Raw genomic sequence first — 24887 nt, 5'->3', positions numbered from 1 at the left:
ATTATATTATAGCATAGTTGCAGCATTTACCCTAACAAAAAGCTTTATTTTACAAAGATATAATGTGCCGCTTTATAACCAATGCTAGTCTCTTGGCCGGAATCTTTGAAGCGTAACTTGATTGGACCTTCAAATGGTGCTTGCGCTAATACTTCTAGGTGATCACCTATCTTAATATCAATATCATCTAAATACGTCAAAAGATCATGGTTATCCGTGAAACGATCAACTACGATCTCTTGACCTACTTTAGCTTCAGCTAAGGTCAAATGACTTTCTTCTTCATAATGTCCCGTTTTATCAGGAATAACTCCGCCGTGTGGACAATGTTTAGGATGGTCTAAAAACACTTCTAAGTGGTCCATTAAATTATCACTTGTCACGTGCTCCAAGACTTCTGCATCACTGTGGACGTCTTGCAACTTGTAATTTAATTTTTCCACTAAAAATGTTTCCCAGAGACGATGACGGCGCACTAATCTTTCCGCCACGCTCACGCCTTCTTCAGTCAAAGAGATACCAGCGTAAGGTTCATGCGTTGCTAGTCCTTCTTTGACCAGCTTATTGACCATCTCTGTTACCGAGCCAGCTGCAATGTTTAAGCTCATTGCGATTTGTTTATTAGTGACCTTCTTTTCACGACCACCTAATTCAAATATTATTTTTAGATAGTCTTCCTTTTTTGGTGTCATTTTTTCTACCTCGAAACACTGATTTATTCTCAAAAAAACTTCACTTACTTATTATAACAGATGTGACACGATTTACAGTTTTTCTGCCCCATAAGCTAAAATGCTTGCGTGATCACCTTTTCCATATCTGCCGGTACAGGTGCTGTAAAACTAAGCTTTTTTTGGCTAAATGGATCGTCAAAGCTCAACCGATAAGCATGTAAAGCTTGGCGCGCGATCAAAGAACGACTACCGCCATAGAGCTTGTCACCTAATAATGGATGACCATTTTCACTAAAATGAACTCTAATTTGATGCGTGCGTCCAGTATGAAGTTTAACTCGCACTAAAGAAAGCTCTGCATTTTTAGCCTCACACCAATATTCACTTTTGGCAGGCTTACCCGCTGGATCGATCAGATACTTAACATCATTTTCTTTACGCGCGATCGGTCCTTCGATAAAGCCATGTTTTTCTTTGATCTCACCGGTCACTAATGCTAAATAACGTTTATCCATTAAATGAGAACTAACTTGGGTTGCAATTTGGGCTTGCGCAAAGGAATGCTTGGCAAACAAAACTAAACCACTAGTATAGCGATCCAAGCGCGTAATGATCCGTGGTGCTTGGTCGAAAGCATTTTTCTGTTGTAAATACCCTTTGACCCGATTGACCAATGTATCGGTACGATTACTTGGACCAGGAACACTTGTAAGTCCAGCTTCTTTATTGACGACCAACCAATATTTATCTTCATAGATCACATCGATCGGAGCAAAGCTTGGCTCGACCGTTTCATCAGGACCTTCAGCGGGCAAACAGAGCGTGACCGTGGCATTTTTGGGCACAGTGGTCGCCAGTTGTACCTTTTGACCATCAAGTTTAACTGCACCAAACCCGTTTTGTAGCTTACGATAGAGTCGCTGACTAACGCCTCTTTTCCGTAAAAAACGCTTTAAGCTTTGTTCTTTTCCATCTTTATTTTGCCAAGTTATCTCCATCTAGCACCATTCCTTAAACTTTAACGCCTAGCTAAGCAACTATTTTCCACGCCAATAGATCATCGTCAAAATATCAAAGACCATTACTAACAAAAGCAACAACAATAGTGCTTTGATCCAAAAGTCTTGACTCGTGATCACTGGTGGTACTAGTGTGCCAAAGCAATAAGCACCCACACCAGCTAAAATAATCAATATTTCGATATAATTTCTTCTCGGTAACATTTTTAGACCCCTTTTTTACCGCATACTCACTTATCTACTATACCAACTTGTCTAAACCGGTGCAATCAACATTGTGACACAATTTTATAATTGTAGTAGAATAGTTACTGTTTACTTTAAAAAAAGTTACATTGTCTCATGAAAGACTTTGTAAATAAACTATGAAAGGAATACTTTCCCAAGAATTATGATGACACAAAGCAACAAAACACGGAGCCGTGCAACTTGGGCCGGTATTTTTGGCGGAGCTTTTCTGATTTTAGCCTTTCTTGTCAAGGCTAATGCCCCCGTGATCTCAGCCTTTGATAAGAGTATTCAAGCACTTCTCTACCCCATTACCAATCCACAGATGACAAGTTTTGTGGACAAATTGACCTTTTTAGGTGGACCAGAGATGTCTTTTATCTACTGTTTGATCCTCGTGGTAATTTTAGCGTTAAAGCACTCCTACTTTAATGCATGGTGGACTTTAGCAACCGTAGTTATTTGTAACCTCCTCAATTGGATCATCAAATATATTGTTGCTAGACCACGCCCAGCTGATCGCTTAGTCCACATTACTGGTTATAGTTTTCCGAGTGGACATACCTTTGGAACAGCGTTGTTCGTGTTTTTAGTTCTTTACTTACTTTGGCCCCATTTTAAAACAAACATTACTAAATATTTGATGCTATTTATCGGGGGCATTTGGATCGTCACGATTGCTTTGACGCGGATCTATTTACACGTTCACTATCCATCTGACACACTTGCTAGTGTCCTTTTAGTCGCCACGCTCTTTAATTGTTCATTGATCATCCGAACACACTTTAAAAATAAAAACTAACTAAAAAACAGATAACTCGGGCTTACATCAAGCGAGTTATCTGTTTTTTTATGTTGTTTTTTTGAGTTTAGCATTTAATTTATCAGCAGCTGTTAAATCTGGACTAAAAGCCATCTTACTGCGCACACCCCAGAAATAAAAGCCCAAACTGACAACAATGATCACGATAAAGTCAAAGGGATATTTCAAATAATTTTGCCCGTTAAAGCCTTCACTACCAATGTAAGACATCACTGCAATAAAAGCTAAATAAAGTAATAGCCACGCCCCACTGTGTAATTGTTGTTTAAGTGAGACTTGTTTATTTTTCAAATCATAATACAAGTAAATTGGTAGTCCTAATAAAACGGCTAAAATAACTTGTACTGTAGTTGGCCACATTGCCCAATAAATCGCTAGACTGACAAAGACAAACGTGACCGGAGCAATGATATTCATCCGCTTAGATTTTACTGGACGCGTATAATTAGGGCGTAATTTCCTAAAGGCCATGACCGTCACCGGACCAGTTGCATATGCGATCAAAGTTGAGGTCGCCATTACACTTGCTAACAAACTCCAATCCCGGAAACAACCAACTAAGATCGCTCCGACTAAAAAGTTTGCTAAATAAGCAAAACGCGGGTTGCCATAGGTACTATCGATCTTACCTAACCATTTAGGCAAATACCGGTTCAACGTCATCGCTGCTAAAGCACGCCCGGAAGTTGCTGCAAAGGAAACACCGGTCCCAAACGGCGAAACAAAAGCGTCCATGTACAATAAGACGGCTAGCCAATGGATCCCTAACAAAATTGCAATATCAGCAAAAGGCGAATCAAAATTCAACCCGGCCCAGCCATGCTTAGCTAAATCAGCCGGAGAAACCGCACCAATATAGGCGATTTGTAACATCACATAAATGATCGTTGCAATCGTTAATGAGATCGTGATCGCGCGGAAAATATTTTTTTGTGGATGTTTGATTTCACCACCGATATTGATCACCGTTTGAAAGGCATTATATGACAAAATTATCCCGGAAACAGTTGTTGCTTCAAAGACGGGACTACTTCCGTTAGGCATAAATTCAGCCCAACTGTGTCCAAAATTTCCAACATGAAAACCAGCACACATCAAAAGCGTGATCGTCAATAACGGAATCGCGATCTTAAAGACCGAGATCAAATTCGTAAAACGGGTCATTAGACTGACCGACCAAAAATTAAGTAAGGTAAAGATCCCCATAAACACAAAGACTACTAACAGACCTTGCGAAGTTATCGTCCCATTTTTCATAAATGAGTTCGTCCAATTTGCCCAAGCCCACGGCCAAGTGCTCATATATTGTACTGCTGCCACGGCTTCGATCGGGATCAAAGCCACTAACGACAGCCAGTTAGCCCAAGCAGCAATAAAACCAACTAAGGGCCCATGGCTGTACTGAGAATAGCGACTCATCCCCCCACTTTCAGGTAACATTACGCCTAATTCGATATAGTTAAAAGCAACGATCCCGATCAGTACCGCCCCGATGATCCACGAAATAACCGCCGCTGGTCCGGCGACTGCGGCTGCTTCACTTGAACCAAAGAGCCAACCTGAACCGATCAACGAGCTCAAGGCTAACATCGTAGCTGAAAACAAACTAATACTTCTTTTTTGCACAATATGCACATCCTATAATTTTTCTAATTACAATTGCCTGTAAATTCCTAGTAATAACGCAATTTTTTAACAAGAATTAGTTATCATGTTATCATCTCTTAAAATCTTATGCAAATTTGTTCATGTTAATATTAAGACTATATGTGACATTTCTAACCAACATTTTTGCACAATGAAAAAAGAGTAGTGTTGCCCACTACTCTAATAAGCTATTTAAATTCTTCGACCACTTCAGCAATCGACTTATTTTCTGCTTTAGCCTGTAAAATGATTTTGATGATCTGCTTATCGTCTAACTCAGAAACATTGACACCACTTGCTTTTAACTCCTTTTTAGCCGCTGCAAGCTGACTTTTAGTGATGTTATTTTGTTTTTGAAGTTCCTTAGCACTTTTTTCTTCATAAGCTGGTTGGACCGTATAGCCTAATTCACGCAATCTTGCATCATTTTCCCGTTTCAAAGCCTGCGCCTTTTTTAAAATATCTGCGTAATATGATTCCTTAATATTGCTATAACCTAAAATTATTGCAAGCTGGGTATTGGAGGATGAATATTCGTAATTTTTAGCTTGTGACTTGGCCTTGGCGTAAATCGTTTGAAAGTTTTTGCGTTGGGCGATAACTTCTTTTAGCTCTGTTTGTTTTTCAGATGCACGTTTAACTAAAATACCTAATCCATCATTTTCCGCAGCCACTTTTTGGAAATATGTCCGCGCTTGTTCGTATTTTTTAGCTTCGATCGCATCTAAACCTTGCCCATACGTTTTAGTTTGTGCTAAATAGACGGTTGCGGTCTTATCATTGGGCTTTTTCTTTAACGCATCTTGAAAGGCTACTTGGGCGGCTGCATAATTACCGTCAGTCACATACGTTTGCCCTAGACTCATGACGTTGTGGTAGACTTTGTTAGTTTCGACCCGCTTAGTTAAGCCATAGCCAATAAAGATCACTGCAATAAAGGTCCCCACTAAAGACCACCATAGCCACCGTTTCATTTTTTAGCCCCCTCTCTTTTTTATCCACTACATTATAGCATTTTATTTTAGCTCATTTGATTAAAAAAGACCATTACCCCAATTTAGGTAACAGTCTTTTGAATTATTAATGATCAAACTGGTAAAACCAGTGCTAGAAGTGCAACTGCGATCAATCCAAGCACCACTGAAAGTCCCATCGAACGTGAACGATACGCCACGCCGATCACACAGATAGCAGCAACGATCTTGGCTAAATATCCTAAACCAACAAAACTGTAGTCGCTAGTATCAATAAAGATATCTTTTACGACCAAGGCTGTAAATAATGAGACCGGAACGTATTTCATCCATTCATTGAACCACCGTGGGATCTGACGTGTCGAAAAAATACGCAACGGAATAAAACGCGGAATAAATGCTACGACCATTGATAATAGGACTAAGATCAAATGATCCATACTCGACATATTCATAGTTATTCTCCTGACTTGCTAATGACTTTTCGACTTGCTTTAGGCTTTATCTTCTTCAATAAGAAGCCTTTTTCTCGCCCGTGCTTGACTAAATAGTCTTCGATGATAAATCCGACTAAAGAAGCAAGCAAGGTTGCTACTACAAGCCCCATCGTACTCTTGATCAACACCATTGAGATCACAGCTAATACTGCTGCTAGTAAGCTGATCAAAATCGTCAACACGTTTTTGATCTGCATTACGACCATGTACAAGAATAGCGCCGTCAAAGCAAAATCAACGATATCTAAATTAATATTGATCATATTTCCGATCAAACTACCGATCAGATTTGCGCCCGTCCAAAAAAGTAAGGAATAATGTTCGACCATTAAAGCATCTTTAGGTGACCAACCCTTATCTGTCGCAAACTTCAAGTAATTCACGGCATAATTTTCATCATTTAGCGAAGCTGCAAAAATATATAGGAATTTCTTGCTCGTATTGCGCATATATTGTGACAAACTAGAACCTAGTAGCGCATAACGTAATTCAAGGAAAAACAACATGATCAAAATCGTATGCATCGGTGCATTAGCGACCAACATTGAGGCAATCATAAATTGAGCCCCACCAGAAAAGACAAGTAATGACACCAATGTCGTTAAGATCCAGTTAAAGCCTGCCGCATGTAATAAGATCCCACACGCAAGACCAATCGGAATATAGCTCAAACATAATGGCATTGAGATCTCTAGGACCTCACGCCAACGTGGTTTTTCTGTTTCCACTAGCCAACCTCCATTAAAATTACAGCTAATTGCTGTAAAAGATCACAGAAGTGCCAGGCACTCCTTTTTTAAATATAGCTAAAAACTTCTCACGGTTTCGATTATAACATATTATTATCCGTGACTAAATTCAATCTTTATGTCACTAAAAAAGACATTTGTTGCTTTTTAACTATTAACCAATGATTATTTTTTCTGTCGGCAACTTATAACTTAAGTCACGATCACGCTTGCGGATAAAGAACATCAAGGTATATAACATTCCGATCCGCCCGACAAACATCAAGATCATGATCACGATTTTTCCGACCGTTGATAAATCGCTAGTGATCCCTAAAGAAAAGCCGGTCGTCCCAAAGGCTGAAGTTACTTCAAAGATCAGCGCCAGTAGGGAAGCATCTTCTGTGGCAGTCAATATCAAAACTGCTGAAATACATAATAGTGTTGATAAGCTAACTACCACGATCGCTTTTTGAATATCTTTTTGACTGATTCGACGATTAAAGACATTAACGTTATTACGCCCGCGAATAAACGAATACAAATATAAGATCAAGATCCCAATTGTTGTCGTCCGCACACCACCACCGACCGAGCTTGGACTAGCACCAATAAACATCAAAATGGCAATTAGTAACAAGGTCGTAGGGTTAAAATCATTCATACTGTTGATCTGTAGCCCCGCATTACGCGCCGAAACACTATAAAACATCGCCGACATAAAATTATTAAAACTATCAGCCCGGAGCCCAAACCCTTCATTTTCGGAAAGAAATAAGAGCACTGTTCCGATCACGGTAAAAATTGCCGCAAAAAAGACGGCTAATTTACAAAATAACGAAAAACGAAACTTACGTAAGCCACGATAACGCACCTTATAAATGATCCAGGCTTCGATCTCAGTCAACACGGGATAACCAATGCTCCCAATGATCACTAAGACCATAATGATCAGTAAAAAGATATAATCATGCCGAAACGGTGCGATCGAATCACCAGTTACGTCAAAGCCCGCATTGGTGACCGCACTAATGGAAATGTACATTCCGTGAAAAAGCGCATCAGCAAATGAATGGTAAATATGCTTAAAAGAGAAATAAAGCGAAAATAAGATCCCAAAAACGACCTGAACCATGATCATCAAGCCAAACACCGAAGTTACTAACTTGACCATCCCACTTAAACGCGGTTGGTTCATATCAAATTGGATCAATTGACGCTGATGCAAGCCAATCCGGCGCCCCGTTAAGACCATCGCTACGGTCGCTAACATCGTCACACCAAAACCACCGACTTGGAAAAGAAATTCCAATAAAATGACGCCATATTGATTATAGACTTGGTCGATCGGAAACGTAGACAACCCCGTTACGCTGATCGTTGAGACTGCCATAAATAAATTGTCGAGAAAAGTCGTGTGGGGCGCATCAGGTAACCTGATCCACGGCAGACATAACAAGAAAAATGTGATGACTGTCGCGATCGCATAGTACGCCACTAATAACTGGATCGGCGTGGCCTCGCGATATTTTGCCCGCATTTTCTTTTTTAATTTATAAAACATCTTCTTAATAAAACATCCTCTAACTGCTATGATTGCAATAAAACTGGTGCTAAAAAGTGAATAACTTGTTCACATCAAAAACTGCCAGCACTAGATCTTACGCTACAATAATTTTCATCTTAGCATAGCTGATCACAATGCGCTGTTTTAATTCCAACGCGATATAGGAATCTGCAAACTCAGGGTCAAAAACAATGATCGCTGAATTACGCAATTGTTTTTCAATAATACCAGTAAACTTATGGCGTTTATATGTAAATTCAACATGTGTTCCTTTTACATATGGCTTGCCTTCTGCCGAAACTTCAAATTTTTCTTCCGTTCGACGTACTTTACGTTTTTCCATTTTATCCACCCTTTTTCATTGACCTATAACTATTATAACGCAACTACTAAAATTTTCGGGTCTTTGTGCTGAGATATTTTCACTCACTGTCCTATGATCGGAGCATTTTAACTGCTTGACGCAAAGCCGCCAAAATTCCCCGTTGATTGTAAACTAAAACATTTACTTTATACATTCTAGCCGAAAGGATCGCTAAAACAACTAGCGAAACAAACAAGATGACCAAGGATACAAGCGCTGCGCCCCCACTGACAACTCCATTTGCTAAGGCGATCGGCATCAAGATCATCGAGAAAAATGGAATATAGCTGCTGACAAGCACGACCATGTTGGCAGGATCATTAGGCACGATCACAATTCCAATGATATAGGCGATAAATAGCAAATAAGTTACCGGCATGACTGCCTTTGAGGTGTCTTCTGACCGATTGACTAATGATCCACAAAGTGCTGCCAAGGTAGCATAGAAAAGACAACCTAATAAAATAAAGGCGATAACGAGCACGATAAAATTCATTGAAAGGCCCGTAAAATTGACGCTTGCTAACAGATCATGAACTTGTGTACTATCTTTCATCACTAAGGCTGCCAGTCCAACCAGTACCCCCGTTCCGACCAGTTGAGTTAAAGCTGCCAAAATAACCCCCAATAATTTCCCGTAAAAATGCGTCTTGGCATTTGTACTAGATAAAATAACTTCCATGATCCGAAGTCCTTTTTCACTCGCGATCTCTTGAGCAATGATACTTGCGTAGGTCATTACCAAAAAGTACGTAAAGGCACAAGCAATAAGGCTTACGACATATTTGGCAGTGGAATTATCTTTAGTCGTGGTAACTTTGCCATCATCACTAAAAGAAAGCTCTTTTTTGGTCAACGTTGCCGGGGTCAGTAAGACTTTGACTTGCTCAGGCGTCAAGTTAAACTTGCTAGCATTAAGCGTCGCCTTTAAGCCATTTAAGGTCTGTTGTAACGCAACGATCGTATCATTTCCCGGGACATTTTTTCCGTACACAACTGCCTTGAGCGTATCTTTAGTCACTGTGACTACTAAATAATTATCCAAATCATCATTTTTGACCTTAGTTTGTGCCGCCTTAACTGAAGTGACTGCGGTCAACTTCACATCTGTAGTTGAACTTTTAACAATTGCTTGCGTGATCGCTGGGTCATTGGTGTAAACTCCGATCTTTTTTACGGTCGAGTTATTTAAAACTGCACCGATAGCAAAAAAGATCACCGCTACGATAAAAGGCGCAAGTAACGCAATAATAAAAGTTGGCGCCTTAATCGTCTTTAAATAGACATCACGAGCGATCACTAGTAATTTCTTTTTATCCATTAAGTTCACCTACTTTCAGCTTAAATATTTCCTCTAACGTCAGTGTTTGTTGGCTAAAGGTTGGAATATAACCGTCTTTTGTGGCTAATTTAAAGAGCTCTTTACCTACCGCAGGATCTGCCAACTTAACCTCAAAAACTTTGCCTTGCGCTTTAACGTCAAGTACTCCAGGAACTGCCATAATTTCACTTTTCGTCAAATTGGATTCTAAAAAGACTTTTGTGCGACCAAATGATTCCTTGATCTCATCAACTGAGCCTGTCATGATCTGCTGTCCATTTTTGATCATCAATAAACGGTCACAAATCTTTTCAACATTATCCATGTTATGGCTCGAAAAGATGACACAAGCGCCCTGCTTACGCAACTCAATGATCGCATCTTTCATAATATCCGCATTGATCGGGTCAAGCCCACTAAAAGGTTCATCTAAGATCACCAATTTAGGCTCATGGATCAAGGTTGTGATCAATTGGACTTTTTGCTGATTACCCTTGGAAAGTTCCTTGATCTTGGAAGACTTTTTCCCTTTTACCTTAAGTTTAGTGAGCCATTCATCAACTTTAGGTTTTAATTCTTTAGGATCTTTGCCGCGCAAACTACCAAAGTAAACGATCTGGTGTTCCACGGTCTCTTTAGGATATAAGCCCCGTTCTTCGGGTAAATAGCCGATCAAATCGCGGACTTTATCATTTAGGGGCGCGCCATTCCATAAAACTTCACCTTCATCGGGGCACATCAAGCCTAACAACATCCGAAAAGTCGTCGTTTTCCCAGCGCCATTAGGACCAACTAACCCTAGGATCTCACCATCATTGATCTGAAACGACATCGCTGAGACCGCTCTTAAATCGCCAAAATTTTTGACTAAATTATTGACTGTTAGCATTGCTTCACCTCATTTTATTTTAATGAAACTTTTCAAAATACTGCTCGAGATAGATCTTATGTGCCACCGCACTGATAATGTTGTTTAACATGATCTTTTGCTCGGGTTGACTACCATTTTCATGTGTCAGCGCCTGATTAGCAAAAACTGCCTGTAAGGCCGCACCAAATTCTTCACAAAAATATGTATACGCGCGCTCAGTCGTAAAACTTTCTTGTTGAACTTTTACGGCAATTTTTAAATCATCTAGTGATAACACCGTTTTACTGATCGCAATAAATAATAGATACGCGATCTGTTCGCGGGAATATAGCTTCTTTTGTGGCCGGGCAAGTAACTTTTTCTTAACATAATTGCTGATCATTGAAGACGTTAATTCAACATTTGGCAACGGTGCTAGGCACTCATTTAAATACTGGTTCACCTGCTCTAGATAAAGTCCGACCGCGGGGATCTCTTGGTATTTAGGCAAGGTAAACGACCTTAATTCGATTTCTTTTGAAAAATTTCTCATTTTTAACTCCTTAATTTAATTATATATTAATTTTTCTCTACAAGCCACGATCTAACCATAAATCTTTACAAATCATGGCGCAATGTTTATACTCAAATATACCATAAGTTTTTCAACAACCGCTAATAAAGTATTTAAAATCTTTTTAAGTAGAAAAGGAAAAAACACATGACTTATAAAATTATTACTGACTCGGGTTCAAACGTTGTTACGCTCCCTAACCAAAATTTTGCCAGTGTTCCGATCACGATCATGGCTGGGGGAAAAGAATACGTGGACGATGCTAATTTAGATATCCACCAAATGACGGACGAATTAAGTCAGCTCTCTAGCAAAAGTAGTACCGCTTGTCCTAATATTGGTCAGTGGATGGAAGCCTTTGCGGGCGCAGAAAAAATCGTGGCGATCACGATCACTGGGGCACTTTCGGGCAGTTATTCTGCTGCGATCAAAGCGCGCGAACAGTATTTAGAAACACATCCCGACGCCCAAATTTTTGTCCTTGATTCACGCTCAGCGGGTCCGCGCATGCAACTTTTGCTCGAATATGCAGCGCAATTATTAGCAGAAGACTGTGATTTTATGACTCTAACACAAAAATTAAGTGACTACCAAACAAAAACAGGGCTCTTATTTTCCCTTGAATCGTTGACTAATCTCGTCAATAACGGACGTATCAGCACTACTGCTGCCAAAGTCTCTAATTTATTGAAACTGCGGATCATAGGTACTGACACTGACGGAAAATTGGCCTCCGTCGGTAAAGCACGTGGGCAAGCCAAGGCCATTTCGTTACTACTAAAAGAGATGCAAGCTAACAACTTCAACGGCAAAAAAGCTTGCATTTCCCATTGCTTCAACGAAACTGGGGCCAAGGCACTAAAAGAAAAAATTCTGGCAGTTGCGCCTGACTGTGAAATTTCCATCAATGAAACACGGGGCGTTTGCAGTTATTATGCCGAAGTCGGTGGCTTATTAGTCGGCTTTGAAACAGCCTAAAAAATAGCATTGCAGCTTTTCACACAAGCTACAATGCTATTTTTATTTATTATTCACTTTCACTAGTGCGATCAACGTCGACGTAAGTTACCTTACTACGTTCAATGTTCATTGCTAACCACATAAAGGCTAATGAAGCAATGATGTAGATCAATTGAACTCCGATCGAAATCCAAATTTGTTGTGAACCTAACCCTGATGTCAAGGATTCACGGAAACCGTAAACTGAGTAAGTCATTGGGAGATAACCATTTACTGCTTGGAAGAATCCGCCCATTGCACGGGTAACTTGAATTGGGAAAGAACCACCACTTGAACCAAGCTGGATGACCAAGAACAGTAAGGCGATAAAGCGCCCGACATTGCCAAATGCAATCGACAAGAACATGACTAAAAAGACACTCGTCATCGCAAAGAAGAAGGCATTTACCAACGTAGCTGCTAGGTGTTGTGGTTGTAACCCAACCGCAAACATCAAGAGAACTTCGATCAAGGAAGAACCAAGGGCTACGAGTAAACCGATCGAAACTTTGCTAAACCACCATTGGGTCGCACTTGCATCTGGATCAGATAGCCGTTTAACTGGATAGATCGTACTAAAGGTCAACGCCCCAACAAACAATGCCACTGAAAGCATGTATGGTGCTAAAGCATAACCATAGTTTGGAACTTTACTGTAGTTTGAATGCTTCAATGTTGTTGGTGAAGCTAACATATTCGAAGTCTTTGAAGAAATATTCTTCGTTGTATCATTGACTTGCGTTGCACCTTGTTTCAAGGATTTAGCTAATTTAGCATTACCTTGTTGCACTTGGGTTGCTCCGTCAGTCAACTTAGCTGAGTTGGAGACTAATTGCATTGTCCCAGCAGCTAATTGCTCAATCCCACTTGTTAACGTTGGAACTTGCGCATTTAATTGGCTTAACCCACTGGAAAGTTGGCTCGCACCACTGCGTAAAGCTTCAGAATTAGCAGCTAATTGACTTGTTCCAGCAGCTAATTGGCTGATTCCACCAGTTAAGGTTGGAACTTGCGCATTTAATTGCCCTAAGCCACTTGCAAGTTGACCAGCACCTGAAGTAAGGGCACTTGAGTTAGCGACTAATTGGTTTGAACCTGTAGCAAGTTGGTTGATCCCACTTGTTAAGGTTGGAACTTGTGCATTTAATTGCCCTAAGCCTCTCGTCAATTGGTTTGAACCTGAAACTAATAGACTGCTGTTAGTTGCTAAACTGTTTGCCCCACTAGAAGCTTGATCGACCCCGTTAGTATACGTATCGACCCCAGACTTCAAGGTTTGTGCCCCAGTTGCTAAAGCATTAGCATTTGTCTTTAATTCTGTTAATAAGCTCGTCAAACTTGAAAGGTCACTCACCTTAGAAAGATCTGTGTTACTTAATTTATCAAGTAAACTTGTGACCGTCGAAGCTGAAGAGTTCAATTGATTTGCGCTTTGAACGGCAGAATTCAATTGAGTCGAAGCACTGCTCAAGCTTGATTTGAAGCTTTCAGCGGCACTTGCGATCGTTTGTAAGTTTTGACTAGCAGACTTGATATTGTCACCAGCTGCTTGGTTAGCCGTCAATGCATCTTTTAATTTTTGTTGATCTTCAGCAGATAAAGTATCACTATTTGCAGCTAAAACTTCGTTGACTTTAGTTGAAGAAGTTGTAATGTTTTCTCCCGCAGAAGTCATGCTTTGCCCTGCTTTTGTCAAATTATCACTCAAAGTAGAACTAAACGTATTAGCACTATCTTCAAAGCCTTTTAATAAGGTTGGTAAACTACTTGTTGTTGTTTGCAACTGTTCTAACATTTGCTTGATCTGTGGTGCTTGTTTTTGCAATTGTTGAACTTGACTCAAAACTTCACTCGTATCACTAGAGTTAAGTTGGTTAATGATCTGATCAGCATTTTTGCTGATCGCATTTGCCATTTGTGTATTACCATCTGCTACTGCACTTGCACCACTGCGAAGCGCATCTGAGTTAGCTTGTAATTGTGCTAAACCACTTTGTAATTGGGAGACCCCGTCGGTATAACTTTGGATCCCACTTGTCAGTGTCGTTGAACCGTTGGCTAATTGACTGACCCCACTTGCAAGTGAGCCACTACCCACTTGTAATTGTAAGATCCCCATATTAACTTGGCTGACACCATTTGTATAAGCCGTTAAACCACTAGAAAGCGTGTTTGAACCAGTTGCTAATTGGCCCACACCACTAGCTAACGCACCAGTACCACTTTGCAATTGACTTACACCGTCATTTACTTGGTCAACGCCAGCCGTGTAGGTGTTGATCCCTTCAGCTAAAGCGCTAGCACCATCAGTAAGTTGCAATACGCCTTGACCTAAAGGCACAACACCAGTTTGTAATTGGATCACCCCATCATTTACTTGGGAGACCCCAGCCGTGTAAGTGTTGATTCCATCAGACAAAGTCTTAGAACCATCACTTAATTGTTGAGAACCTTTAGCAGCCTTAGTAATTCCTGTACCTAGCTCTTTGATCACATCAAAGATCGTGTCCGCATAAGCCGTTGAAACAGTTTCTTTGACCTGTGAATTGATTTGTTTAATGCCTGTTTCACTGATAACTTTCCCAATATAGTTAAGGGAATCATTCGTCGTGTACTTAAGTTGCATCTTCTTAGGATTCTTATCTAAAATCGTCGTTGCATTCTTCGAAAAATCCTTAGGAATTGTGATGACCATATAATATTTCTTATTCTTTAAACCAGCTTCAGCCATTTTCTTTGAAACGAAATGCCACTCTAAGGAATCATTTTTCTTTAACTGCTTAACTAATTGATCCCCGACATCAAAAGTCTTTCCCTGAAACTTAACTGATTTATCTTCATTGACCACTGCTACGGGTAAATATTCGGTGTTCCCGTATGGATCCCACACTGATTTCAAGAAGAAAACTGAATATAAGAACGGAATAAACATAATCGCTACAATTGAGATCAACAACATCTTGTGACTCATAATATGCTTAAATTCAGCCTTGATCGTCTTCAACTTTGTTTCAACTCCTTAACTAAATTATTTGCCGATTAATAATATACACTGAATGTCCACGAAAAACAATATCTTTGATTTTTTTAATTTTTCTCAATGTAAACGTCATCAACATTAATTTATCAAGGTTCTATGTTTTAGAAATAAAGTTAGGTTACCCAAAAATGCGACACTTATCTCAAATTGTATGCAAAAAAAGACCCCTGAACTTAAACCAATTCAAGGGTCTTTTAGCTATTTAATTAAAAGAGACTTGTCAGTGTGCGCCAACCAATCACAAAGATATTAGCTTTCTCGACTGCTTTAGTCGTTTGAGCATCTGCTTTTAGATAAGTATCACCATTTAGATAATACAGTTTTTGCGCACTCGTTGAAATTTGAAGTGTCCCAACTGTTTGGCCTTTCTTCAATGGAGCTTCAAGTCCAGCTTTTTTGTAAAGTTTCTTATTACCAACTGCTTTAGCGGTTAATTGTGACTTAGAAACGCCATTTTTCAACCACACGTTAGTCTTTTTAGCCAACGAAACACTTACCGTATAATCTTTACCATTGTGGACTCGTAAAGCGTTCGTATTCTTAAAGGTCGTTCCCTTAGCCAAGGTTGTGTAAGTGTAGTTATTGTAGCAATAAGACATCAATTTTTGGGTTTCTTCAAACCGTGATACGTCTTCTTGACTTTCATGTTTAGCACCTAAAACGATCGTGATCAAGCGGTGACCATCTTTATTAACTGTCGCTGCAAAACATGCCCCAGCTGAATCGGAAGTACCCGTCTTTAACCCGTCGACTGGTAATTCAGTATAAGCCTTAGCTAAACCAGGAAGCATCCAGTTCCAGTTTTCCATTTGTGTCTTATCTGTACCATTATCAAATTCTAAACGAGTGATCTTAGTTGTCTTTAATACTTCAGGATAATCTTGGATCAATTTTTGACTCAAGATCGCCATATCTTTAGCAGAGAATTTATTTTCTGCGTCATCAGAAGCACCTGGGTACTTGCCATCGCCAACTTCGCCGTTGGATAAACCATTAGCCGTGTAAAATTCGGCGTCGGTGATTCCCATCTTCTTTAATTCCTTGCGTGCCATGTCCACAAAGTTCTTTTGTGAGCCACCCACAGCATCTGCTAGTGCCATTGCCGCCCCGTTAGCCGAATAGATCAAGGTTGCTTGATACAAAGAACGCACCGTATAACTTGTACCTTCTTTTAAAGGAACGTTTGATAAACTCGTGTCTTGGCTGACCTTTTGAGCTGCACTACTTGGTGTGATTTTTTGATTCCACTTCAACTTACCACTCTTAACCGCCTTTAACACCATGTAAGCCGTTAATAATTTTGACATTGAAGCAACTGGCAAAGTTTGTTCCGCATTTTTAGCATATAAAATCTGCCCCGTATTAGCATCAACTGCAATCGCAGCTTTAACATCTAAACTTAATGAACTGTCAGTTGTTGTGGGTAAACTACTACTTGCTGAAACGCTTTGTTGTCCCACACCACAAAAGCCAGCAATTAAAAATACTGCGATAGCTGCAATAAAAGCTATTACTTGTTTTTTCAAAGATTTGAAAAATTCCATTTTTTTAAGTTCCTCTCAGTTTATTTCATTTACTAGAATACCTAAAAAATAGCGACTAATCAGTAAAAAACGATGTCCAAACTGACACCGTTTGCTTAAAGACTTGGTCTCGTCTTACCTGCACTTTTTTTATTTTTTATCAGTGTACTATCATGCTTGATCGGAAAATGCATTACAAACTCCGTAAGTTCCTCATTTGAGGTCACATAAATATAACCATGATGCCGCTCAACGATCCCTTGAGCAATCGCCAAGCCTAAGCCTGAACCACCTGTTTCACGCGAGCGAGAACTTTCAGCCCGATAGAAACGATCAAAAATCTGTGGTAAGGAGTCTTTAGGGATCGGTTCACCATCATTGGCGATGCCGACACGAACTTCATCAGGCGTAACTTTTTTAGCTTGCAGGTAGATATTTTTTCCACCATGTCCATACTTCAATGCATTTGATAACAAGTTATTGAAGACGCGCGCTAATTTTTCACCATCGGCTTCGATCATGAGTGGCTCGGCTGGAACATCTACATGGATCTGCATCTGCTTTTTTCGTGCCTCTAATTCGTAGCTAGCCGCAATCTGCCCTAACATTGCCCCTAAATTGATCTCATTGATATTTAAAGTCACACCATCTTGGCGAACCTTAGTATATTCAAACAGATCATCGACCAAAGATTTCATCTGATTGGCTTTTAAAAAAGCAGTATGCGTATACTGTAAAAGTTCAGTCTCAGTGTTATACTGTTTATTTTCGATCAGCCCTAAATAACCAATGATCGAAGTCAACGGCGTCCGAATATCATGACTCACGTTAGTCACGAGCTCATCTTTTGAGCGTTCGATCCGTCTTTCTTCTTCCATCGCACTGATCGTACTATCTACTAATGCATTAACACTTTCAACGACACGTTGCATCTGTCCACTTAATTTAAAAGGGATCCGATGTTCAAAATGGCCCGAGGCAATGTAGTGCAACTCTGCGATCACATGCCGTAATTGCATCTGATGATAGCGTCTTGTTAGGCGCCAATAAACGACCCAACAATCAACTAATAGCATAATAAAGGTAAATAGACCACCCCAACTCCAGATCTGTAAGTCAGTCGGTCCGATCAATAACGACATCTTGATTTGAAAAATGCCGTCTTGTAAACCAGGGTTACTCGAGATCTCTTGATTGACGATCATGAGAATCGACATATTAAGCAATAAAAGCAAGATCACCGTGACGATCCCTTCACCAAACAATTCACTTTTTTCGCGTGCTGTTAACGAAAATTTCATACGGTCACCTCATCTTTTATCAGCGAGATTCGATTTTATAACCTACACCCCACACAGTTTGAATGACTTTTTCGCCACCCGTTGCTTCTTCGATCTTATCACGCAAATGGCTCACGTGGACCATGACTGTTTTAGCTGAAACAACTGATTCTTGTTGCCAAACACGCTCAAAGATCTCATCAGCAGAAAATACGCGATTTGGATGACTTGCAAGCAAGTACAAAATTCCAAATTCTAACGCCGTCAAGGAAATTTCTTTACCATCAACAGTTTCCACTTCATGGGAATCTTTTTTAATGATCAATGAACCAACTTCGATTTGATCAGGTTCTTCATTTTTAACATCATGTTGTGCCCGGCGTAATAATGATTTGACCCGTGCCATCACTTCTAATGGGTTAAATGGTTTAGTTACATAATCATCAGCACCTTGAACTAACCCTTGGATCTTATCTAAATCATCAGTTTTAGCCGAAAGCATCAAGATCGGGATCTGGCTGTCTTTACGCACAGCGCGCACAACTGCCATCCCGTCCATTTGTGGCATCATGACATCCAAGATCATTAGATCAATATCTGGATTAGTATTGATCTTAGTGATCGCTTCTTTACCGTTATAGGCTTTTTCTACTTCGTATCCTTCATTTTTTACATAAATACTTAATAATTCAACGATATCTTTATCGTCATCAACAATCAAAATTCTCATATTTTGATCCCCCTTGTCAAACTTAATACCTATCATATATTTTACCAAAACTTTAGCTGCTTAGACCTAAAGAAATTCGTAAAAATCAACTATGTGACCACGTAAACTCGGTCTGAAATAAAATCAAACGGCTGGTGATGCACATTTAAACTTGGTGGTGCATTCACCTGAGCTTGTTGCCAAAAGGCCTGCGAATTAGTAGCACCTTGGCGTTCACCGATCACGATGAATTTTCCCGCCCACTTTTTAGTGCGTAAAAAAGCCAAAATTGCCGTATCGCAGGTCGTCTGCTCGGGTGCCCATTCTAAAATAATATTGTCCACCTGTTCACAATATTTTTCAACTGCAAGTAACGCATCCATTTTTTCGACCGTGCGCCACGGTCTAGGTGTCGTGTTATCTTGTTTTTGCCAATCAAGGTCATCAACCGCAATGGCGTCGGGTAATTGCGCGGCTAAGATCGCATTGCCACACATAAGGACTAAAGATTTCCCGGGTTGTAACTCCTTTTTAAGATCGGTCAACCAGACTTGTGAAAAAACATGCCACACGCCAAAATTTTCGATCAACGTCTGACGCAGATCGGCTAAACAACTCGCTAGCGCAAACAGTTCTGGATGCTTTAACATATGTAATTCTAAATAGTGCTCAGAAAAACTAAGCTTTGGTAACGACGTCGGTGGAATTTGCCGCATACTGTAAGCTTTTACGGTTGCCTGAGTAGCCTTGATCTTTTTATGCGCTAACGTCAACTGACCACATTGTTGGTCAAATTTAGTTAATTTCGCTAAATATTTATGCCATTCCATCACTTATCCTTCATTCCTATGCTAAAAACAACTTCATTATACCAGTAACTACCCTTAAAACATATCCATAAGAACTTTTAGTTAGTAAAAAATAAAGAGCAACTAAACAGCTGCTCTTTTTGATTATTCTAAACACAACCCTTGGTGATGAAGCGCCGCTACGATATCATCGCGCTTTGTTACGCGTTTATCTAATTTGGCTGATGCGATTTGGGTCGTGAACTCATCAACACGGCGATTAGCATCGCGTAGATCGTAATACGTGTGCACGATTTTATCATAATCAGCCAATTTTTCTACTGGAAATTCAGTAGGATAATCATTTTCAAAGACGGTAAACTCTAACGGTAAGCGAGGCTTTAATTGTGGCTCTTGGGCAGGATGACCGATTTGTAACCCTAAGATCGGATAAGTCAATTTAGGCAACTCCAAAACTTCCACTAAACGCTTAGGATCATCATTGATACTACCAAGAATGACACCACCTAAACCTAGACTTTCCGCTGCTAGTAAGGTATTTTGGACCGCTAAGACCATATCGTTTTGGGCTTGGAAAAAGAGATCAGTTGTTTGTAAACGGCCAACGTCTTTACCAAGTTGTTTTCTGATCTGATAATTACGATTTAAATCAGCTAAAAAGATCAATAATTCACCGTTTCCTCCCACATAATCTTGGTGAGAAATTTCGCGGATCGCTTCTTTTTTAGCGGGATCAGTAATCCGCAAAATCGAAAATTGTTGTAAAAATTCACTAGTCGAAGTATGACGGGCCGCTTCAAATAGCAATGCTAATTCGTTTTGTGTGACTGGCTTAGGACTGAATTTTCTGATCGTCCGATGATTCAATTGTGTGGTTAAAGTCTCATTTAATTTTTCCATATTCACCCTTCTGACTTACTTAAAGTAAATAAAATGATAGCACTTATTCTTTAAAAATGCAAAAAGCAGCCTAAGTTTAGACTGCTTTGACCGTTTATTGGCGAATTTGACCGTTACCATTTACGATATATTTAGTTGTCGTTAGCGCTTCTAAGCCCATTGGTCCACGGGCGTGTAATTTTTGCGTCGAGATCCCGATCTCAGCGCCAAATCCAAAGACAAAACCATCTGTAAAGCGCGTGGAGGCATTGATATAGACCGTTGAAGCATCCACTTCATCAACAAAGCGTTGGCCATTTTGATAACTATCGGTGACAATTGCTTCTGAGTGTTTGGTATTATGCGCATTGATATGAGTAATTGCATCTGCCAAAGTATCAACAACGCCAACAGTCAAAATGTAATCATTGTATTCAGTATCCCAGTCACGTTCGCTTGCAGGGACCGCATCCCCTAAGATCTCACATGTTCTTTCATCACCACGCAACTCCACGTGATATTTAGCTAACGCTTGCGCTACTTGTGGCAAGAAAGTTTCGGCTACAGCTTGGTGAACCAAGAGCGTTTCCGCTGCATTGCAGACCGATGGACGTTGGCATTTTGCGTTGACCACGATTTTTTCAGCCATCCCTAGATCTGCTTTTTCATCCACATAGATATGGCAATTGCCGGCCCCCGTTTCGATCACTGGAACCGTTGCTTTTTGGACAACTGTTTGGATCAAACGTGCCGAACCACGCGGAATCAACACGTCAAGGTAGCCATTTAGTTGCATGAATTTTTCAGCAACATGGTGTGAAGTTTCTGTGATGAGTTGGATCGCATTTTGATCTACCCCATTTGCTTGCAAAACATCTTGCAATACTTGGGCTAATTTAGTATTTGTTGCTAAGGCTTCCTTGCCCCCTCGTAAGATCACCGCATTGCCGGCTTTAAAGCACAGACCAGCCGCATCAACGGTCACATTAGGACGTGCTTCATAGATCATCCCAACGACACCTAAAGGAACGCGCCGTTTAACGATCTTTAAGCCATCTTGATTTGTCCAGCCCGTATCAATATTACCGATCGGATCGGGCAAGTTAGCGATCTGCTTTAACCCATTTGCCATATCTTTAATCCGGGCTTCGTCTAAGGTCAAACGATCGACAAAGTTTTGGGGCATTTCCTTAGCTTTTTTCAAGTCAGTTTGATTGGCAGTGATGATTACTTCAGTGTTTGCCACTAAAGCTTGTGCCATCGTCATTAAAAGTTCATTTTTTTTAGTCGTACTCATTTGGGCTAATTCAAAGGCTGCTTTGCGGGCAGCTTGGCCCATTTCGATCAAATCAATTGCCATTATTTTTCCTCCTTTGCAAAAAGCGTCCCACGGGCTTCACCTTTCATTAGATCAAAGATGATCGCTGGGTCAGCACCATTTGCTAATACCATCATCTTATCATTTTCTAGCATCTTTTGAGCAGCTTTTAGCTTGGTCGTCATCCCACCAGTACCAAATTTAGAGCCCTTGCCACCGGCAGCTTCTAAGATTTCTTCATCGATCTGGGTAATTCGTTCAAATAATTTAGCGTCGGGATATTTACGCGGATTTTTGTCAAAGAAACCATCAATATCTGATAACATGATCAAAAGATCAGCATCAACGATCGATGCAACAATGGCAGACAGTTGGTCATTATCACCAAATTTAGTATAGTGATCCATTTCATCGACGGCTACCGTATCGTTTTCGTTAACGATCGGGATCACCCCCCACTCTAATAAGCGTTCAAACGTATTGAGGGCGTTTTTACGACTTGTCGGATATTCTAAGACATCATGAGTCAACAAGATCTGACTGATCCGTTGCCCATAAAGCGCAAATCGTTGTTGATACACGGCCATCAACCCACTTTGCCCGATCGCAGCCAAAGCTTGTTGTGCCGGAATCGCTTCGGGGCGCGCATGCAAGCCTAATTGTCCCATTCCAACACCGATCGCACCAGACGAGACTAACACAACTTGTTTGCCTTCATTTACCAGGCCCGTCAAAGTGTAACAAAGTTGGTCGATTGCTTGTAAGTTGACCTTACCGTTACTGTGGATCAAAGTACTTGTTCCCACTTTGACGACGATTCGTTGCGCATCTAGCTTTTGTCTTGTCATAAAAATTCCTCCAAGTTAAACAATATTTTTCACTGAAAGATCAATTACTTTCTTTTAGTTTTTTACTCTTTTGTGTTTGTTGATCAAGGACATAGCGACTGATCAATTCGATGATCTGATCATTTTGCGGTAGATCTGAGTGTTGCGCATCTTCGCCAGTCACGGTGATCTGTGTAAAATGCTTCACTACTCCTTGATAGATGTATTTTCCGGCCGCCACACTTGCTTCTGGGACAAGCCCGTCTGAGTCGTAAGTCTTGGTTCCAGCCACTGTATACACTGACAGATCTTTCGGTAAATTTTTGCGGTTTTTAATAAAATCGGCTAACATCTGTGTCTTGCGTTGGACTGACGTTTCCGAAAAGTTATACGGGGTCCCAACGGTCATTAAAACTTTAGCTCTAACATCATATTTAGACATATATTTTTCTAAAAAGGCCGTGTAGATCAAGCCCCCGTTAGAATGGCCAAAAGCTTTAAAATTGTTGAATTCATAACGTTTAGCTAGCTGATTAAAAGCTTTATCAAACATCTTAGCTTGTTTTAAAATATTGCTATAACCATCTTTATTATTTTCAAAACCGACCACAATAAATGGTTCATTATCTTTTGGTTGGATCTTACCAGAATAAGTGATCTTACCATTATTATAAACTTTGACTTTTAACAAGCTGTGCTTTTTTTGACTGCGACTATTGATCTTTTTGATCAGTGCATCGAAACGATTAACCGAAGCTGAACTGCCCGGGATCATAATAACCGGCGAAAGTTGCGAATTATGCAAGCGTGCCATTTGTTTAACGTTTTTTTGCGTCCAGTTATAAGACGGGATCGCCAACCCAATAAGCGCTAGTAACACTAAACCAACTAAGAGCAGCCCACGCTTATTTAACTTCATGTGCTACACCTTCTTTTCTTTGTTCTGCTTCCATGGCATCCGAGATTTTTTCGGCAAACCGCACAAAGGGAATATATAGGCAAGTATCACAGATCAATAAGACTAGTGGCACGAGCAAACTTACCCACGCCCCATTAGTCCCAATGAAACTGTATAAAACTCCCGGAGTCGTCAACAATACTGGATAAACAGCTGGTAAAATCAGCCCACTTGCTAACAAAAGCGCCCCGATCAACATGTTAAATAACGGAATTAATAAAAATGGCACGAGATAAAACGGATTAAACAAGATCGGTAAACCGATCATAAATGACGCATTCGCATTAAAAATTCCCGGGAAAACTGTTAGGTAAGCTAAACGGCGATTATTTTTGCGATGTGACACGATAAATAACGCCAAGATCAATGCCAGTAAAGCACCCGTGCCACTTAATGTTCCAAAACTAAAGTAAAGCGTATTAGCGTTGAACTTATCCGGTACTTTAGCAAGATCGCTATGTGTTAACGCATAATTCAAGTTGCGTAACGCACTTTGATCGCTATCAAAAGTGTTACTTTCATACGGTCCACTCAACCCCAACCAAGAAAAGATCAGCGTTAAGGTTGCTAGTAAGAACACTGGCAAGACCCCACTTTGCTTGAGCGCTTGACTTTGGAGCCAATCATTGATCGTTTCAAAGACTTGATATTTATAGATCAATCCCAGTAAAACATTGATCACTAACGCTCCGATCAAGGCAAATGTGATCGGCAAGAGTGCCCGGAAAGAACGTTCAAATAGCGCAGCATTGTGTTCTTTGTCAGTCGTTAATTCTGGGCTCGCCCATTTAAATAAGAGACCGACAAAATAACCACATAACAGTCCTAAGATCAAACCAGAAAAGCCTAGTAATTCCAGTTTAAAATTCAATTGGTCGCCATTTTGTGAACGCTGGTAACAAATCGCAAAAAAGGCGATCATCCCTGTTACCCCCGCGATCTGACCGTCACGTTTAGCAAATTGGGCGGTATATTTAGCCGCTAGCCCCGCTGCAAAGACCGAAATGATCCCTGCAGTCAACATATAGATCCCCCCAAATAACTGATTAAACGCCCGATAATGTGGCAACCAATCATAGATTTTAGTCAGATTAGCTAAAAAGCCATCACGGTATAATAAAGAAAATTCCAGCACTTGGGCAAAACTTCCGATCAAAATGAAGGGAAATAACACCGCAAAAGTTCGCTGGATAATTCGTAAAAAAGACCATTTACGTACCTTTAGTCCCCAGGCAATAATTTTTTGTTCTAACAATGGTCTCCCCCCTTAAAAACGATT

Annotated in this window: 24 protein-coding genes; 2 read left to right on the top strand and 22 right to left on the bottom strand. The window is 40.3% G+C overall.

Annotated elements, in window-relative coordinates:
* Positions 1 to 44 precede the first annotated feature (44 nt).
* The 3 genes from FC32_RS01490 to FC32_RS01480 form a co-directional block, all read right to left on the bottom strand.
* Complete coding sequence (locus tag FC32_RS01490) at positions 45 to 692, bottom strand: metal-dependent transcriptional regulator (RefSeq protein WP_025087314.1); 648 nt, start codon at positions 690 to 692, stop codon at positions 45 to 47.
* Positions 693 to 787: 95 nt separating this feature from the next.
* Positions 788 to 1672, bottom strand: coding sequence for an RluA family pseudouridine synthase (locus FC32_RS01485; protein ID WP_025087313.1), 885 nt, complete (start codon positions 1670 to 1672; stop codon positions 788 to 790).
* A gap of 39 nt (positions 1673 to 1711) precedes the next feature.
* Positions 1712 to 1897: a hypothetical protein gene (locus FC32_RS01480; RefSeq protein WP_025087312.1), complete on the bottom strand. Its 186-nt coding sequence runs from the start codon at positions 1895 to 1897 to the stop codon at positions 1712 to 1714.
* Positions 1898 to 2084: 187 nt separating this feature from the next.
* Between FC32_RS01480 and FC32_RS01475 the strand changes: the two genes are divergently transcribed.
* Positions 2085 to 2723: a phosphatase PAP2 family protein gene (locus FC32_RS01475; protein ID WP_025087311.1), complete on the top strand. Its 639-nt coding sequence runs from the start codon at positions 2085 to 2087 to the stop codon at positions 2721 to 2723.
* Positions 2724 to 2771: 48 nt separating this feature from the next.
* Here the strand turns inward: FC32_RS01475 and FC32_RS01470 are convergent, their stop codons facing one another.
* The 9 genes from FC32_RS01470 to FC32_RS01430 form a co-directional block, all read right to left on the bottom strand.
* Positions 2772 to 4379: an APC family permease gene (locus tag FC32_RS01470; protein WP_156398994.1), complete on the bottom strand. Its 1608-nt coding sequence runs from the start codon at positions 4377 to 4379 to the stop codon at positions 2772 to 2774.
* A gap of 200 nt (positions 4380 to 4579) precedes the next feature.
* On the bottom strand, positions 4580 to 5365 hold the full coding sequence (locus tag FC32_RS01465) for a hypothetical protein (RefSeq protein ID WP_025087310.1): 786 nt from the start codon (positions 5363 to 5365) through the stop codon (positions 4580 to 4582).
* A gap of 113 nt (positions 5366 to 5478) precedes the next feature.
* On the bottom strand, positions 5479 to 5820 hold the full coding sequence (locus tag FC32_RS01460) for an AzlD domain-containing protein (protein WP_025087309.1): 342 nt from the start codon (positions 5818 to 5820) through the stop codon (positions 5479 to 5481).
* 2 nt (positions 5821 to 5822) lie between these two features.
* Positions 5823 to 6590, bottom strand: a complete 768-nt coding sequence (locus tag FC32_RS01455; RefSeq protein WP_025087308.1) for an AzlC family ABC transporter permease — start codon at positions 6588 to 6590, stop codon at positions 5823 to 5825.
* Between the two features lie 175 nt (positions 6591 to 6765).
* Positions 6766 to 8154, bottom strand: a complete 1389-nt coding sequence (locus tag FC32_RS01450) for a TrkH family potassium uptake protein (RefSeq protein ID WP_025087307.1) — start codon at positions 8152 to 8154, stop codon at positions 6766 to 6768.
* 97 nt (positions 8155 to 8251) lie between these two features.
* Positions 8252 to 8500 carry a hypothetical protein gene (locus FC32_RS01445; RefSeq protein WP_025087306.1) on the bottom strand — a complete coding sequence of 83 codons (249 nt, stop codon included), beginning with the start codon at positions 8498 to 8500 and terminating at the stop codon, positions 8252 to 8254.
* Between the two features lie 91 nt (positions 8501 to 8591).
* A complete protein-coding gene (locus FC32_RS01440) occupies positions 8592 to 9842 on the bottom strand; it encodes an ABC transporter permease (protein WP_025087305.1) in 1251 nt (416 codons plus the stop codon).
* Positions 9835 to 10731: an ABC transporter ATP-binding protein gene (locus FC32_RS01435; protein ID WP_056957209.1), complete on the bottom strand. Its 897-nt coding sequence runs from the start codon at positions 10729 to 10731 to the stop codon at positions 9835 to 9837. The genes FC32_RS01440 and FC32_RS01435 overlap by 8 nt, the downstream gene beginning before the upstream one ends.
* 19 nt (positions 10732 to 10750) lie before the next feature.
* The gene (locus FC32_RS01430) at positions 10751 to 11245 is read right to left on the bottom strand and encodes a DUF1836 domain-containing protein (protein ID WP_025087304.1); all 495 of its coding nucleotides are present in this window, start codon (positions 11243 to 11245) and stop codon (positions 10751 to 10753) included.
* A 168-nt stretch (positions 11246 to 11413) separates the two neighbouring features.
* Here FC32_RS01430 and FC32_RS01425 point away from each other — a divergent pair, with 168 nt between their 5' ends.
* On the top strand, positions 11414 to 12244 hold the full coding sequence (locus FC32_RS01425) for a DegV family protein (RefSeq protein WP_025087303.1): 831 nt from the start codon (positions 11414 to 11416) through the stop codon (positions 12242 to 12244).
* Between the two features lie 49 nt (positions 12245 to 12293).
* Here the strand turns inward: FC32_RS01425 and FC32_RS01420 are convergent, their stop codons facing one another.
* From FC32_RS01420 to FC32_RS01375, 10 genes are all read right to left on the bottom strand, one after another.
* Positions 12294 to 15269 (bottom strand): YhgE/Pip family protein, encoded by a 2976-nt coding sequence (locus FC32_RS01420; protein ID WP_025087302.1) that lies wholly within the window; start codon positions 15267 to 15269, stop codon positions 12294 to 12296.
* 242 nt (positions 15270 to 15511) lie between these two features.
* On the bottom strand, positions 15512 to 16849 hold the full coding sequence (locus FC32_RS01415; protein ID WP_025087301.1) for a serine hydrolase: 1338 nt from the start codon (positions 16847 to 16849) through the stop codon (positions 15512 to 15514).
* A 95-nt stretch (positions 16850 to 16944) separates the two neighbouring features.
* Positions 16945 to 18129 carry a sensor histidine kinase gene (locus FC32_RS01410; RefSeq protein ID WP_025087300.1) on the bottom strand — a complete coding sequence of 395 codons (1185 nt, stop codon included), beginning with the start codon at positions 18127 to 18129 and terminating at the stop codon, positions 16945 to 16947.
* Positions 18130 to 18148: 19 nt separating this feature from the next.
* Complete coding sequence (croR, locus tag FC32_RS01405; protein ID WP_025087299.1) at positions 18149 to 18838, bottom strand: response regulator transcription factor CroR; 690 nt, start codon at positions 18836 to 18838, stop codon at positions 18149 to 18151.
* 89 nt (positions 18839 to 18927) lie between these two features.
* Positions 18928 to 19647 (bottom strand): hypothetical protein, encoded by a 720-nt coding sequence (locus FC32_RS01400; RefSeq protein WP_025087298.1) that lies wholly within the window; start codon positions 19645 to 19647, stop codon positions 18928 to 18930.
* Between the two features lie 123 nt (positions 19648 to 19770).
* On the bottom strand, positions 19771 to 20526 hold the full coding sequence (locus tag FC32_RS01395; protein ID WP_025087297.1) for an NADPH-dependent oxidoreductase: 756 nt from the start codon (positions 20524 to 20526) through the stop codon (positions 19771 to 19773).
* Positions 20527 to 20620: 94 nt separating this feature from the next.
* Positions 20621 to 21865, bottom strand: a complete 1245-nt coding sequence (locus FC32_RS01390; protein ID WP_025087296.1) for a glutamate-5-semialdehyde dehydrogenase — start codon at positions 21863 to 21865, stop codon at positions 20621 to 20623.
* The gene (gene proB, locus FC32_RS01385) at positions 21865 to 22671 is read right to left on the bottom strand and encodes a glutamate 5-kinase (RefSeq protein WP_025087295.1); all 807 of its coding nucleotides are present in this window, start codon (positions 22669 to 22671) and stop codon (positions 21865 to 21867) included. Before proB ends, FC32_RS01390 begins: the two co-directional genes overlap by 1 nt.
* A 40-nt stretch (positions 22672 to 22711) precedes the next feature.
* The gene (locus tag FC32_RS01380) at positions 22712 to 23569 is read right to left on the bottom strand and encodes an alpha/beta hydrolase (RefSeq protein ID WP_025087294.1); all 858 of its coding nucleotides are present in this window, start codon (positions 23567 to 23569) and stop codon (positions 22712 to 22714) included.
* Positions 23556 to 24863 carry a PTS transporter subunit EIIC gene (locus FC32_RS01375; protein WP_082587118.1) on the bottom strand — a complete coding sequence of 436 codons (1308 nt, stop codon included), beginning with the start codon at positions 24861 to 24863 and terminating at the stop codon, positions 23556 to 23558. Before FC32_RS01375 ends, FC32_RS01380 begins: the two co-directional genes overlap by 14 nt.
* Positions 24864 to 24887: the final 24 nt, after the last annotated feature.

Origin of the sequence: Ligilactobacillus apodemi DSM 16634 = JCM 16172 (genome assembly GCF_001434405.1) — a bacterium.
Taxonomy (GTDB): domain Bacteria; phylum Bacillota; class Bacilli; order Lactobacillales; family Lactobacillaceae; genus Ligilactobacillus; species Ligilactobacillus apodemi.
This window is presented reverse-complemented; position numbering and strand designations above follow the sequence as displayed.